Annotated in this window: 13 protein-coding genes and 2 pseudogenes; 3 read left to right on the forward strand and 12 right to left on the reverse strand. The window is 41.9% G+C overall.

All coding sequences use genetic code 11. The features are described 5' to 3' along the window. Positions 1 to 405 precede the first annotated feature (405 nt). The 3 genes from PUT07_RS03940 to PUT07_RS03950 all read right to left on the reverse strand — a co-directional run bounded on the left by PUT07_RS03940 (position 406) and on the right by PUT07_RS03950 (position 3482). Positions 406 to 1692, reverse strand: coding sequence for an IS110 family transposase (locus tag PUT07_RS03940; RefSeq protein WP_274466477.1), 1287 nt, complete (start codon positions 1690 to 1692; stop codon positions 406 to 408). A gap of 226 nt (positions 1693 to 1918) precedes the next feature. Further along, the gene (locus PUT07_RS03945; protein WP_274466478.1) at positions 1919 to 2377 is read right to left on the reverse strand and encodes an SMI1/KNR4 family protein; all 459 of its coding nucleotides are present in this window, start codon (positions 2375 to 2377) and stop codon (positions 1919 to 1921) included. Positions 2378 to 2615: 238 nt separating this feature from the next. Then, entirely contained in the window at positions 2616 to 3482 is an 867-nt protein-coding gene (locus PUT07_RS03950; RefSeq protein WP_274466479.1) for an SDR family oxidoreductase, read from the reverse strand. 180 nt (positions 3483 to 3662) lie between these two features. Here PUT07_RS03950 and PUT07_RS03955 point away from each other — a divergent pair, with 180 nt between their 5' ends. Further along, complete coding sequence (locus PUT07_RS03955) at positions 3663 to 4277, forward strand: TetR/AcrR family transcriptional regulator (protein WP_274466480.1); 615 nt, start codon at positions 3663 to 3665, stop codon at positions 4275 to 4277. A 546-nt stretch (positions 4278 to 4823) separates the two neighbouring features. Here PUT07_RS03955 and PUT07_RS03960 read toward each other — a convergent pair. The 3 genes from PUT07_RS03960 to PUT07_RS03970 form a co-directional block, all read right to left on the reverse strand. After that, positions 4824 to 6110 carry an IS110 family transposase gene (locus tag PUT07_RS03960; RefSeq protein WP_274466481.1) on the reverse strand — a complete coding sequence of 429 codons (1287 nt, stop codon included), beginning with the start codon at positions 6108 to 6110 and terminating at the stop codon, positions 4824 to 4826. Between the two features lie 846 nt (positions 6111 to 6956). Next, a complete protein-coding gene (locus PUT07_RS03965) occupies positions 6957 to 7268 on the reverse strand; it encodes a hypothetical protein (protein WP_274466482.1) in 312 nt (103 codons plus the stop codon). Between the two features lie 142 nt (positions 7269 to 7410). Next, the gene (locus PUT07_RS03970; protein WP_274466483.1) at positions 7411 to 7743 is read right to left on the reverse strand and encodes a DUF3139 domain-containing protein; all 333 of its coding nucleotides are present in this window, start codon (positions 7741 to 7743) and stop codon (positions 7411 to 7413) included. Positions 7744 to 7916: 173 nt separating this feature from the next. Between PUT07_RS03970 and PUT07_RS03975 the strand changes: the two genes are divergently transcribed. Continuing rightward, the gene (locus tag PUT07_RS03975) at positions 7917 to 8555 is read left to right on the forward strand and encodes a hypothetical protein (protein WP_274466484.1); all 639 of its coding nucleotides are present in this window, start codon (positions 7917 to 7919) and stop codon (positions 8553 to 8555) included. A 448-nt stretch (positions 8556 to 9003) separates the two neighbouring features. Here the strand turns inward: PUT07_RS03975 and PUT07_RS03980 are convergent, their stop codons facing one another. Further along, a complete protein-coding gene (locus PUT07_RS03980) occupies positions 9004 to 10056 on the reverse strand; it encodes an alpha/beta fold hydrolase (RefSeq protein WP_274466485.1) in 1053 nt (350 codons plus the stop codon). A 186-nt stretch (positions 10057 to 10242) separates the two neighbouring features. Between PUT07_RS03980 and PUT07_RS03985 the strand changes: the two genes are divergently transcribed. Beyond that, entirely contained in the window at positions 10243 to 10653 is a 411-nt protein-coding gene (locus tag PUT07_RS03985) for a hypothetical protein (protein ID WP_274466486.1), read from the forward strand. A 191-nt stretch (positions 10654 to 10844) separates the two neighbouring features. Here the strand turns inward: PUT07_RS03985 and PUT07_RS03990 are convergent. The 5 genes and pseudogenes from PUT07_RS03990 to PUT07_RS04010 all read right to left on the reverse strand — a co-directional run. Continuing rightward, positions 10845 to 11143: pseudogene (locus PUT07_RS03990) on the reverse strand (LysE family translocator); the annotation flags it as partial. 310 nt (positions 11144 to 11453) lie between these two features. Next, positions 11454 to 11807 (reverse strand): annotated as a pseudogene (locus PUT07_RS03995) (NAD(P)H:quinone oxidoreductase, type IV); the annotation flags it as partial. Positions 11808 to 11817: 10 nt separating this feature from the next. After that, positions 11818 to 12450 (reverse strand): DsbA family oxidoreductase, encoded by a 633-nt coding sequence (locus PUT07_RS04000; protein WP_274466487.1) that lies wholly within the window; start codon positions 12448 to 12450, stop codon positions 11818 to 11820. Next, positions 12447 to 12989 (reverse strand): NAD(P)H-dependent oxidoreductase, encoded by a 543-nt coding sequence (locus PUT07_RS04005; RefSeq protein WP_274466488.1) that lies wholly within the window; start codon positions 12987 to 12989, stop codon positions 12447 to 12449. The genes PUT07_RS04000 and PUT07_RS04005 overlap by 4 nt, the downstream gene beginning before the upstream one ends. 748 nt (positions 12990 to 13737) lie before the next feature. Then, on the reverse strand, positions 13738 to 14904 hold the full coding sequence (locus PUT07_RS04010; RefSeq protein ID WP_274466490.1) for an iron-containing alcohol dehydrogenase: 1167 nt from the start codon (positions 14902 to 14904) through the stop codon (positions 13738 to 13740). Between the last annotated feature and the right edge of the window lie 19 nt (positions 14905 to 14923).

Below are 14923 nucleotides of genomic sequence, written 5' to 3' on the forward strand. Positions count from 1 at the left end.
TGGAGAAACGCTTTGCTCTTAAATACTCTCGTTTTCTCGGTTTTTGACCTTCAATACTTTCTAGCAGATAACATTTCAATGGTATGAAGTTGTAGAGGAAGAAATTTATGGATATGCCGAAGGGCAAAAGTCTCTCTACCTAAACCACCTGACGTAAAAAACGGATGGTATGGTAATGTATGGTTGCACCTTTGGATCTCCACATGAGCTCATGGTGGTCAACCCTCCCACATCTCGCAGAGTCTACGCTCCCACATTCCTTCATTCAACCTGTCCATGAGGTGGAGGTCAGATATGCTGCCCGGCAGGATCTTCGTCCGTAAGGATAGTGCCTTTCCGACTCATCCGTGCTTCTTGTTATCTTTTCCTTTGCTTAGATCATCAACACTGAGTATCTTTCGTTATTTAAACTGCTTTCGGTAACTCTGTAAATCGAGGGATATCCTGCATCATCTTTTCTTCACTGAATTCGTAACCTTTTGTTAATATGCCGAAAAAGACACGTATAAGCTTATTACACAACGCAATGAGAGATTGCATCTTCTTGAGCGGATTCACCTGTCGTTTGGTGTAATACTCATGCAAAGCCCGGAAGGCTGCGTTTTTAGCGACTAAGGGCATCATCACCCGAAAGAGCAAAGCACGTAGGCGTTTTCGGCCTCGCTTCGTTATCTTCGTTTGTCCGATGTGTGTACCTGATGAATTTGTTTTCAAGTTCAATCCAGCAAGCTTCGTAATCTGCTTGGGATGACGGTACTGATTTATGTCGCCTACCTCAGCCAAAAAACCTGCAATAGTGTCCCTACCGATCCCTTTTATGCCCAGTAATAGTTTTACATGAGGGATCTGCAGGAGCAGTTCATCCAACTTTGCTCCCAGTTCTTCGAGCTTGCTTTGAAACCATGCGTATTGAGTCAGTAGTAATTTTAACTCCATTCTAGCTAACTCCGTGCCTTCTCGTATGCCGACAGAACGGCTTGCTGCTTCTTTCAAACTAATGATTCGTCCTAGACCAAGCCCTCGTTTTGCAGCTTCTCTCAAGTGCCGTAGTAAGGTTGTATCCGGCACGTGAACAAGTTCATGCGGCAGTAGATGAAGGCTTAGCATTTGGATGGCAGATTTGCATTCCCAGTCTTTAAAGACCGTCATAAACTCTGGGAAATACCGATCTAACCAGTTATGGACACGTGCTTGCACAACACAAAGGTCAGTTGTTAGGTGTTCGCGAATTTTCATCGCTTCCCGCAGTTCGGCATAAATACCCTTGGGAAGACTCGGTACGGCGTATCTCCCGTCTTTGACCAGCTGTGCGATCACTTTCGCATCTTTCATGTCATTCTTTGTTGGTGAATTGTCATCTAGTTCTTTACTTTTTTTCACGTGCAGTGGATTCACTACACCGTATTTCACTTGCTTTTCTTTTAGAAAATGAGCAAGGTTCAACCAGTAGTGGCCCGTTGGTTCCATGCCAACGATAACGTCCTGGAACCCTTGCTCCATTAAAATCTTCTGGAACCAGCTTATGAACAATTCAAAGCCTTCTAGATTATTTTCAAAGGTAATGGGCTTCCCAAACTCGACTCCGCGGAAGTCTTGCGCACGAGCCACATGTTTGAATTTTGCAATGTCGACTCCGACAATTAAGGTAGAAGAAGTGATTTGATTAATGCGTTCATTTTGAGTAGAATTCATCTTGTAGTCTCTCCTTGGCTTTGTATTTTGGATCCGATCGCTGGCCAGCAACTGGGATCCATATACATCATACCAAGGAGTCTTTTTATTTCTCAAACCTCGTATTTCCTCATAATAGGAATGCTGCCCGTTACTTCAATAGACAACGGCAGCCTATCGGTGCCGGCTGCCGTCATGTCTTAATTGAACTATAGTTCTGCGTTAGTTTAAAGATCAGTGATCCGTACTACTGATCGGACTCTTCCAACCCTTCAATAAATTCAGTAAAGCTATCAGCAATCGGCACTAGATATTTATAAGTTGGTATTTCCTCATCGCAATGTATAAAGTCCCAGTAATAAATTGAACCGAAATCATCTCCTGCAACAGAGATGCAAACAAAATTTTTTATTGGATCTTCTCCAATAGGGATTATATTGAAGCGAAGTTCATTCTCTTTAGTGAAAATTAAAAAAGCAACTGCTAGACACAGCACTTCATTATGAATTAAAGGTAAGAAATACATCAAATGATTTGTTAATCTTCCATTCTTAGTTGTGAACTTTCTGCATTTTGGTTTTCCGCCATTATATTTCAATAAAAAATCTTTATAATCCTCTGGAAGAATGAAATCATATCTCTCCTCAACTGCTACAATATGTTCTTCTGTTATTTCTCCAAAAGAACTTTCTATGTTAAATTCCATTATACACCTCATCAATATTTGCACCATATTTTGGATAACAACTCCACAACTAATTTCTATTACTAAAGGCTTTTCGATTGTGAACTCTGCCCGTTAGTGCGGAAACGGCAGCCGATCTTTATGTGCCGGCTGCCGCGGTGTCTCTATTCAGCTATCGTCTCCCGATAGCTTAATCTTCGAATAAACTTCTGCGAAAACGCCGCTGAAGCACGCGTGAGTTTCCGCAATCGTCGGCACCCTATTTTAATGAACTCGGCAGATTGACCATTTCAGCACTTACTTCCCAAAGACGCGATGCCATCTTTCGATCATAGGTAGCTGACTTAGACTTTACTATTTTTCGTTTGCTGAAATATTTACCCGTTATCCCCTCCACTTCATGAGACATTGCTAGATATACTGAAGTATCCGCATGCTCTTCCGGGGTTTTTAGGAACGGAGTAAACAGCGTAGTTAGAAACTGTGCAAATCCACCTTCCGTATAAACGCTGATATTTGTCTTCGCTTCTCCAGGATTAAGACTATTTGCAGTTACGCCCGTTCCCTCCAAACGCCGGGCAAGTTCATAGGTGAACAAAATGTTGGCTAGTTTCGTCTGTGCGTATGCCTTAAAGAAACGATAACGTTTGGAAAAGTGTAAGTCGCTAAAGTGGATCTTTCCATAAAAATGCCCAAGAGAAGAGACCGTCACAATTCGCCCTGCTTTACTCATCTTAAGCTGTTCTAACAGCAGGTTTGTTAATAAAAATGGTGCCAGGTGGTTGACGCCAAATTGCATTTCGTAACCGTCCTGAGTGAGTTGCCGCTCTCGTGTTATAATGCCCGCATTATTGATTAATACATCCAGACGATCATAGTTGTTACTGTATTCAATCGCTAATCTTCTAACGTTAGACAGTGCGGAGAAGTCACAAATCAACAAATCGATATTCGGATTGCCACTTTCTTTCACGATTTCTTCTTTTGCAAGTTCTCCTCGATGTGGATCTCTACAGACCATAACCACTCTAGCATTTTGTTTTGCTAAAGATATTGCTGTCGCTTTGCCCAGCCCGGAATTTGCTCCTGTCACCATTACGATGCGCTGTTGTCTCAAGTCACTCATGAATCCACTACCCTTCCGATTTTAATCATCATCAGTGTTGATTATCTTAATTTACAAGTTATATACTATGGAAGCGTCGAAAAATATTCAATCAGTAGAATTTCCGAGATATGTACACTACTGAACAAAAAGAAGTAGATCTGTCGATTACTTATTAAAAATATTGGGGGACTCGCAGGGATGAAGATGGATCGAAGGAAATTGAAGACAAGACGGCTATTGCAAAAAGCTTTACTTGAAGTAATTGATGAAAAGGGAGCCGAACGAGTTACGGTTAGTGATGTGACCAAGAAAGCAGACGTAAATCGTGGTACCTTCTATCTGCACTACACGGATTCAATGGATATGCTCCAAAAAGTAAAGGAAGAGATATGGGAAGGGTTGAGGGAACGCATTGACAAACTTGAACCATATGATTACCTTCATTTTGCAAATAAGAAAGAGGTTTATCCCACATTAGTGAAGGTTGTGGAGTATTTTGGGGAAAATGCTGCTTTTTTTCGAGTTATTCTCGGACCAAAAGGCGATCCGTCCTACAGCATTCGAATCAAGGATTATTTAATAAAGCAACATTTATCCAACATGCTGAGTACTGTAAAACCTGAAATTTCGAATTTTTCACCTCCCTTAGAGTTCCTCATTGCTAGTATCGCTTCGGCGAATTTAAGCATCCTTCAGCATTGGATTGATACGGAAAGACGTCAATCGCCCAGAGAGATCGCGTTAATGATTACGCAATTGATAGGAAGCGGCGCCTTTCAATTACTTGACACTAATAACTTACCGAGAAGGTAGAATTACCAGTCGTACCTTTGGTGGTTTTTGAGCTGATGAGTATGCTTTCCGACATCCATAAGTCACTGAACTTTTGGTTTTGGAGAGATTGTCCGATGATCAATTGGCTGAAAATATCTAAGTAACAATTCCACTAATCTCCCTCTATGGAGAATCAGTTAGCTCTTAAATACTCTTGTTTTCTTAGATTTCGAACGTTTTTCTTCCGTGAAAGACAATTAACACAAGGAACAAAGTTGTAGAAAGTGTAAAATATGGGATTAAGGAAGCAAAAAAACACATCCACCCAGACCACTCGTTTTAAAAAGTGGAGATTCTGGAAATATATGATCGCACCTTTGGATCTCCACATGGCTCATGGCGGTCAACCCTCCCATGTCTCACAGAGTCTTCGCTCCCACATTCCTTCATTCAACCTGTCCATGAGGTGGAGGTCGGATATGCTGCCCGGCAGGATCTTCGTCCGTATGTTAGTTCTGTTCCGACTCATCCGTGCTTCAATTGTCTATCTCTATTAATATTTCGACTTTTACGAAAACATTGAATCTAAGCTGCTAACGACACTGCCGTGAATCGGGGGATATCCTGCAACATCTTTTCTTCACAAAACCGATGACCCTTTTTTAGGACACCAAAGAGAACTCGAATCAGCTTATTGCATAACGCAATGAGCGACTGCATCTTTTTCAAGGGATTATCTGACCGTTTGGTATAGTACTGATGTAAGGCCTTAAATGCTCGGTTCTTAGCCACCAGTGGCATGATGACGCGAAATAGCAGTGCTCGTAGCCGCTTACGACCACGCTTGGTGATCTTTGTCTGTCCCTTGTGTTTACCGGACGTATTTTCTTTTAAGTTCAAGCCCGCTAGCTTTATGATTTGATTAGGATGCCGGTAACGCTCAATGTCGCCAACTTCAGCCAGAAATCCAGCTATGCTATCCCGACCAATACCTTTAATGGCCATTATTTGCTTTACATGAGGGATTTGCTCCAGGAGCTCATCCAACTTTTCTTCGAGCTCTTCAAACTTACTTTCAAGCAACTCGTACTGTGTTAACAGCAGCTTAAGTTCGAGCTTTGCTAATTCTGTACCTTCTCGGATGCCAACAGATCGGCTTGCAGCTGCTTTCAAACACCTCATACGTTCCAAGCCGAGACCTCGCTTAGCCACCTCTCTGAGATGCCTTAACAGAGCTTCCTCTGACTGAGCAACCAGCTCATGTGGCAACAAACAAAGGCTAAGCATTTGGCGTGCAGACTTGCATTCCCAATCTTTAAACACCGTGAGGAACTCTGGAAAGTACCGATCCAACCAATTATGAACCCGGCCTTGCACCACTCGCAGGTCAGTCGACAGATGATCGCGAATTTTCATCGCTTCCCTTAGTTCGGCATATTTGCCGTGGAGAAGATTAGGTATGGCGTATCTACCATCTTTGACAAGCTGTGCGATGACCTTGGCATCTTTGACGTCGTTCTTGGTCGGTGAATTGTCGTCTAATTCTTTGCTTTTCTTCACGTGCAGCGGATTAACTACGCCACATAATACTTGTTGTTCGCCCAGGTAATACGCAAGATTTAGCCAGTAATGGCCGGTGGGCTCCATGCCAACAATGGCGTCCTTGAACCCTTGCTCCGTCGCAATCTTCCGGATCCATCTAACAAACAATTCAAAGCCTACTCGGTTATTCTCAAACGTAATTGGCCTCCCGAGCTCGACTCCGCGGTAGTCTTGGGCCCTTGCCACATGTTTGAATTTTGCGATGTCGACTCCGACAATTAAGGTAGAAGAAGTGATTTGATTAATGCGTTCATTTTGAGTAGAATTCATCTTGTAGTCTCCTTGGTTTTGTTTTTGGATCCGACGCTGGCGAGCATCTGGGACCTAAGAACATCATACCAAGGAGTCTTTTTATTTCTCAAACCTCGTATTTCTTCATAATAGGAATGCTGCCCGTTAGCTTAACGCCAGTGGTGGACCGTTGCAGACAGCCCCCTCGTTCGCCCTCGGCCTTTGGGAGTGACGCAGATACTCGCATCGGCACGGTCGCCACAATACCTACCGCGATGTTTATAGGTAAGCGTAAAACATAAGCGCCGGCGCGGCCCAGCAATATAGTCTGCAGCGGATCTCCTCAAGTAAACCAAAATGATTAATGAATTTTCTTGCCACTCAGCAAAATCATTATACTTGGGTGGGATAACTTTTATAATTTTTCTCACTAATGCGAGAGGCTGTTCATCAGCACCAAGACTTGACGCGAACCACGTGTCTATGATTCCTAGCGGGCGTCCGTGAAACGCCAAAAAGGCAGAACCTCCGCGGAAGATTCTGCCTTTTGCCTTTCGGCGGGTTAGACGCTTAGCACCAGCCCACCTCGGGCCAGTTGCTTCCGTAGATGAACGGTAAAAGAAAAGCCATCGCAAAGCCGCTGTATACGACCTTTAGCCGAGCGTCCGCAACGAATATTTCCATTTTTGCCCAAGTGCCTTTATTCATCATATCCCATCCTTCAATAAAGTATTTTATTAATTATTTACACAATAACGATAAACCATATTATGGAAAATGGCAATGTTTTATTAAATATAACTCCCCATCCCTCGCACAGCAGCCTGCTGTTTTTGAACTATAGTTCCTCGTTACTTCAATAATTTCATTTTTACAATGATTTTTTCACCTGAATGAACAATGAGGGTTACGTTCAATAATCTCATAGAATGTACGTTTGTCTATTTCGAATCCGCAACATGTACAAACTTCATGCATAGATTCAATTTTCATCATTTCGCTTCCACAATTCACACAAAAGAATCTTCCGGCTTCACTATTTTCAACTTCTGGTATCCGCACTTTAACCTCTTTAGAATTATCTATTGCTCCATTAAAAACTTTTTCTATATGCTTTGAAAAATAACTATCTCCAGCTTTGCAATATAACTCTTCATTTTTAACTTTCAGTTCTTCTTTGCAATAAGGACAATACAATTCTTAAACCTCCCTCACATTTAAAGTATTCTGCCAGTTAACGTAATAAAGGCTGCTTCGCGGCAGCCGTTCAACTATCGTTCGCCGATAGCTTAATCATCTTTTCGTTACTGCATGAATCCCTCTTTGTATTTTTATTTAATTACTTTGTTTCTAAATGCTTAAACTTCCGTGGGTCGTACTCACCTTGAGGAGGAAACTGAAACCATCCGCTAGTTGCTGAGTATGAGTACAAATATGTGTGGTCAGGCTCATCTTTGAAAGTAACGTAAACTGGGTACTTGGGCAATATACTTAACTCACAATTTATTTTTAAGATTTCTTCTTCTTTATACCCTTTAGAAATTAGATAATCATGCATTTTACTCTCATGTTGATAAATATCAAATCTGATTTTCACAAATATACTCAAAATAATTAGTAGTATAAAAATAACAATAGAAATGGTAATTCTTTTCTTTGTTGTGCCATTCATTATCTGTTATAGCCTCCCAGTATTATATTTATTTAATTTAACACTTCTCTTCGACTAACTATACTAAATTTTCTCACTTCATACATATTTTTTCCATGGTAATTATTGACTATTTACCTTTCTTTTAATATAGTAATACTGTAATTATATCAAAAAATGGGAGATGTTGCATTTTGTTTGAACAAAGTCAAAAAAGGTTTTTTTCTGTTGTATTGGTTCTTGTTCTATTAATCTCTTTATTTTCTTCAGTTACTGCTAGCGCACAAGAAGTTGTACCGTATGGCATACCTAACCCTGAGTATCCTGGAACGACTATTGCTATGGAACCTGGGGACGTTCTTTATTCCTCTAAATCGCTAGGTGGTAGTTCTCCAATTGTAGGGCATGTTGGTATTGTAGGAACTGACTTCAGAGTATATCATGTTAACCCCGTAGCAGAGAATGGGGTAACTGGTGGTAAGTCTGATGATATTACTACATATAGGAATAGACACGCCTCAGGTCAAACAATTACTATTTATAAACTTCGTGCTGGAGCATCATACGCAACAAATGCTGCAAACTGGGCAAAAGTGAATTACTCTAGGGTAACTAATTACTCAATTCCAATTTACAGTTGGGAAGATTTTAAATTAAGTACTATTAACCCAAACTATTGTTCAAAATTTTTATGGCAAGCCTTTTATTACGGCAATAATAGAACAGATTACGTCACTGGGTATTGGACTGACTCAAAAGAAGTAGTTGTTCCTCCTTACATGTTTGCCGATAGCAGCGTTTTTGCTTTCTCAGGTACTTTTACTAGACCGTAAAATGAAAACAAGACCAAACTAAAAAACTCAGGACTTTGTTCTGAGTTTTTAGTTTGGCAAGTTCTGATTTAATTATTAGCTTCGTCAAATTAGCATGAACTTTTCATTATTCTCACAAGGTGCTGCTGCCGTGTTGCCAGCTGTTCTTGAAAAAAACTCGTGCCTGCAAAATTTTGTTATTAGCTACATACAATAACCGGTTCACCACGTTAACCTGCCCTTTAGCTTAACATTTGGAGAGAACTACTCCCATTCCCGCGGGGCGCAAAATTTCGAAATCAAAAAAACACACCGACCTATTGGGACGGTGTGTTTTTTGGGATTTTATAACCAATTCAATTATTGGTCATTTCTATGTTTTACTTTCGGCTACGAAATGGCTACTTGTGTTCAAAAAAATGTGTTGCTAGGCAACCGGTTACCCCAATCCACTATGATGAATCATTCTTTACCGGAAAAACTCCTTAAACTGTTTAATGACTTCTTCTGGCTGCTCTTCTGCAATCCAATGTCCGGTTTTTTTGAGTTCAACCACTTTCGGGTTCACTGTATTTTCTTTTAGGAAAGGACCCAGATCGCTAATGCCCGTTGAACCATATATACCTAAGACCGGCATAGATAGTTTTTTATATGTGTTGAAATCGTCGATATCCTGTCGAAACGTCCGAAACCAATCGTTAGCTGCGCGAAGCGCATCTGGTTTTGCATAGGCAGCAATATAAATTGCTTTTTCTTGTGGGGTAAGAGCAGGTTTATCATAGGATAAATAATCGTAAGACCAATTGTAGACTATGTCTAGATTTTTACCATGCAGTAATTGCTCCGGCAAATTGGGTACAGCGTTAAACGCCCACCACCACGGGAACTTTACACGGGCTGGATTACTCTCATCGTATGAGCCAGATGGTGCCACCAGCGGTATCTTTAGCATGTTGTTGTCTGGATGTGAGATGTCTAGCATGGCTAGTTTTTTTGTGGCATGCGGGTAATTAGCCGCGAAAGCATAAGCAACGGTGGACCCGATATCATGGCCTGCAATATAAATATTCTTATAACCCAACTCGTTCATCAATGCATAAATATCGGACGCCATCGTTTTCTTATCATAGCCGGTTGTAGGCTTATCAGAACTACCCATTCCTCGAATATCGATGGAATAGACATGATAATACTTAGCTAACTCAGGCATTATTTTGCGATATTCATACCACGTTTCGGGCCATCCTGGCAGTAGAAATAGCGGTTCGCCTTTACCGCCTTCCACATAGTGAAGTTTGATTCCATTGACCGTTTTAGTTTCATTATGAAAACCCTGCAGCGTTTTAACGAGTTCTTCGTCCGTAATCTCAGTTCTACCCGAATCAGAAGAGGCAGAAATAAATGTAGGTTCTGTTCCCGTTGCGACATTTTGCTTGTAGGTTACCAAGCTTACGGGGAGAAGCATTAGCGTTAGGATCAGCAGTCTCGCTATCTTTCGAGCCTTAAATTTGGTCTTTAACATCACAATTCCTCCATTAACTTCATTATTTCGCCATCATAAGTTAAGTTTCCCTAGCCCAATAACCCATATACATTACGGATCACGGAAAGCCTCATTCTGCTCGCCTAGTATTTGCCATATGAATTTTATAAAAAATATAGTAATGGTATTGGAGTTGTACATTCTGCCCACTACAAGGGGGTTATCATGGATATTTCAAAAATAAAGATTATTATGTTTGATACTTTCGGTACTATAATGGATTGGCTCGGTGCTATTGTAGAAACTGGTATTTGTTTAGGAAGTTTCTCTATAGATTGGAATATGGAAAGTTCTATGATTGCAACTGATGAAATAGCTAAAGGATTAAAGCCCTTGGAAACAAACGATGTGATTACTAAAAGAAAATTACTTGAGTTAATTGAACGTTATAAAATCTCGTTTATCCGTACAAAAGATATCGAACAAAGGAGTCCTCAAGAAATATTGATGGTAGCAGCACATCCTACGACTTGGACGGTGCTGCTGATGCTGGCATTTCAACAGTCTATATTCTTTGTCCATTTGAATTCGGAATGCATAGCGGCTACGTTGAACCCCAGGGAATACATAACCTGATATGATTGTAAGTGACCTTGTGTGCTTAGCAAATCTTTAGGAACATATTAGCAATAGATATATTAGGAACAATATCCGAGGGAATGACCGGGTGAAAGGCTAGCAAAGACAAAAAATGGGCTGTCTCTTTTTTCTTGAGACAGCCATTTTCAAGACATTATAAAGAATTTCTCAAAATCTTTTTGTAGTGCCAGTATAGAGGCGGAACCAGGCTTGATCGACTTCCATGCGAGCCAAAGCAAATATGCAGCCCCCGCCCACTTCATTACCGTATAAATAACCGGTACGGTATTGAATATCGTTATTAAACCAAACATAGAGCAGTAAGATAAACTACGAAGCCGAGCACAACTCCCATTAAAGATGTAATGCCCTCCTTACGCCCTTATGAAATAGAACGTGAAATCAGGTAGATCATATTGGGGGCGGGAGAACAAACCATCCCAAGTAACACAATTCCAAAAGCAATTAACGTTCCTAAGCTTAGCAAATTCGTTCCACCCCCAATAGAAGATATTTATGATCGACTGCCACCATTAGCCATTACTTGCGTTGCGCACATCAAGTATTCCCAACCAAAGTGGCAATATGCAATTAATCAACAGACGGACAGTGTTTGAATTGATAGCGACTTTGCAATAGACGCTACCTAACGCAACCTTTTGACTTCATCCTTCTAAAATTGGTTTTCAGCGCCTGCTTTCTTGAACTATCTACAGCCATTGCTTTACCAAGTCCGCTATTGGAGCCAGTGACGGCATATTCTTTTCCTTGATTGCTCGTTTACCTAGCTTTTATTATTATTGTCCAAAACCGATTTTCAATGCTGTTGCAATGGATACGGTTCGTTTGGCCTGATGTTCGACAGCTCCGCGTGCATCTTCCTTAATGTTGCCGTCTTGACCGACGGTTACGCTTGTACCATATGGATTGCCTCCGGCCGTGAATATGGCTTGATCCGTAAATCCAGGCGCAGCGACGATGGCGCCCCAGTGGTACATAGACGTGTACAACTGCAGGATTGTTTGCTCTTGTCCCGAATTCGGATTCGTAGCTGATGTCATAGCACTCACGACTTTGTTTACTGTTTTGCATTGCGCCCACAAACCACCGGTTGTATCGAGGAATTGCTTCAACTGCGCCGGCAAGTTGCCAAGCAGCTATTTACTGCCGCTTGAATGCACGGATCAGATCGTCAGGCGACTGCAGTCCGGATAAAGCGTACTTATCATTGATTAAGTAGAAAGGTACTCCTCGGATACCAAGCTTCTGCGCCTCGCGCTGTCCTTCTTCAACCTTCTCAAGTCCTTCACCCTGGAGGAGGCGTGCCTTGAGTGCCTCGGGATCATTCGTGACACCGGTCGCTTGCGCAATTTCCACAAGCTTATTCACATCACCAAGATTAACGCCTTCTTCAAAGTAGGCTGTATACAATCGCTCAAGCAATTTTGCTTGCTGACGCTCCGGCGTAATCGCGATCAACTGATGCGACAACACTGAATTCGGTGTATATTTGACCAAATCCATATTGTAGTTCAGGCCGAATTGAGCACCGATTTGATTATATTGCTTCATTCTCGCTTCAAATTGAGCTTGACCGCCCAAGCGGCTGACCATAACCTTACGGTAATCCTCGCCTTCATTTCGAATGCCAGGGTTCAGTTGATACGCATGATAACGAACAGTAACTTTCATGCCTTCCGAAAGCTCATTCAACGCGGTTCTTAGGCTTGCATCCCCCATCCGACACCATGGACACACCGTATCCATATAAACGTCAATCGTTACATTTTTCATAACGCCACCGTTACTGGTTTAATCGTTTTAATGTGCTCGACGTATGCTAGACTGCTTTGCGCCAAACGCTCAGGTGTCACGTCGGACGTGTCATTAACCGTGAAGTGCGGGAGGTATACAGCGCTGATGAAACGCGCGCTTGCTTGAATTGGCGCTAAAATTTGTTCCAGCGTTAAACGATTGGATCCTGTAGGTTGATACGAATCGGCTGTGCCATAAGTCGAGATGGCAACCCCTATTTCTTTGCCGGTTGTCGCAGTAGCTTCCGGACCGTAAGCCCAGTTGTACAGCAGCACGGCATCGAACCATTTCTTGAGAAGCGGCGGCATATTGTACCAGTAAAGCGGATATTGGAAGATGATACGGTCATGCGTTTCGACCAGCAACTGTTCGCGCTTTACGTTGATGCCCTCACTTGGATACTCCTTGTACAAATCATGAATCGTGATGTCTTCTTGTTTCTTGAGTTCCTCAACCCATGCTTTGTTCCAGTTAGATGCTTCCAGGTTCGGGTGTGCTACGATTACGAGTGTTTTCATTTGATTCGCTCCATTCTATTAATTTATTAGTTTTTTGAAAATACTGCGTTTTCGTGAGAATACTTTCTGCTTCTGAATCAGAGGCCGTCCAATTCCGAAAGCCGCTTTGCTTCGATCCATTCGGGATCGGCGCGGAAACATTCGCGTTCGTGGTTTATATTGCGCAACTCCATGTCGGGATGCTTGAAGACATAATATAGACGATTATTCACTTCCTATTATTCTACCTATTAAAAGATAGAATTTGTTTCAAAAAAATTTCCTCCCGCATCTAGTTACATTAAATCGGATATAATACTACCTTCGGCGATCAAATTGAACCGATTTGAATCCATAAAAGATTATGCAAGTAGTTGTGCCATTTGAAGGGATGCCAATATTCTGCTCGCTCCTTCTAGCCAAGATAAGTTGTGAAGTGAAGGAATTTGCAAGCTTCTCACGACCCCTCCGCTAAGGTAACTAAATTAGACGAAAGCAAACTTCAGTAGCGATCGGTTGTTGATGAAGTTCTGAAACCAGAGCCGAAAGGTACTTGCGGGTTACCATAAACATAACTCCTCTTACCTTTTGCCCGATAGTCTTAATTACAGTTTCCTTGCTATGCAATGTATTTGCACTAGCTATCACGCTGTTCTCAACTGATTATACCTTCAAAAGAAGTTCCATGACTTGCGCTGCTTATCGGCCAAAGAAACTCCATTTACAAGTGGTGGCTGTCTCAAAAGAGGCAGCCCACCTTTATAGTTCATTATAAAGAGTTTCTCAAAATGGTTCTGACGTCTTCTTTGGTAAGGGGAACATAGTTGCCTATTAGATCGGCGAGCATGGACCTTTCCGTCATCAATTCAATTTCCTTGTCATCGATTCCATAGTCTGATAATTTCGTAGGTGCCCCAATAGATGTCCAGAATTTTCTGAGAGACTGGATCGCTTCCGCTGCCAATTGAGTATCTGTTTTCCCTGTCCGGTCCAAATCAAATACACGAACTCCGAGCTGTGCGACTTTCTCCGGACGTGTGGCCGCTACGTATTCCATCCAATGCGGTGCGATAATCGCGATCCCTCCGCCATGAGGTATGTCATGGACAGCCGATACTGCGTGTTCGATAAGATGCGTTGCCCAATCCGGATTAACGCCCATTCCAGTTAGTCCGTTTAAGGCCAATGTACCATTTAACAACATAACTTCGCGATATTCGTAATTGTTCAAATCGTTCACGAGCTTAGGTGCTGTCTCGATAACGGTACGAAGAATCGCTTCACCGATTCTCTCTTGAAGAGGTGCATTGCTTGAAGCATGAAAATACTGTTCGAAGACATGGGCCATAATATCAACGGTGCCGTATATCGTTTGGTCCAGAGGTACAGAGATTGTAAGCTCTGGATCTAGAATACTGAATCTTGGAAGTACATGATTGGAGTTGAAAAATGCTTTCGTATTCGTTTCCCAATTCGTGATAACGGAATTTCCGTTCATCTCTGATCCTGTTCCCGCTATCGTGATAACTGTACCAATTGGTACAGAATTGGACGATGCTTTTGCCTTACCGGTCACGATATCCCATACGTCACCTTCGTAGGGAACACCCGCGGCAATCGCTTTAGCACAATCAATAACGCTGCCACCTCCGACTGCAAGAATAAAATCAAGCTGATTTTCTCTTATAAGGTTAATCCCTCTATTGACAGTCGTAAGTCGAGGGTTCGGTTCAACCCCTCCTAACTCAATGATATGAGCACCAATTTCTTTTAGTTCACTTATGACCTTATCATAAAGGCCGATTTTTTTGATGCTGCCGCCTCCGTACATTAGCAAGACTCGTTTTCCATAAACAGGTATTTCCTTTCTCAAGTTGCTTACTTGACCTTTTCCAAACAAGATCTTAGTCGGATTATGAAATTCAAAGTTTTCCATATTCGTCATACCTCTCTCT

The sequence above is a fragment of the Paenibacillus sp. MAHUQ-63 genome, assembly GCF_028765165.1.
In the GTDB taxonomy this organism is placed as follows: domain Bacteria; phylum Bacillota; class Bacilli; order Paenibacillales; family NBRC-103111; genus Paenibacillus_E.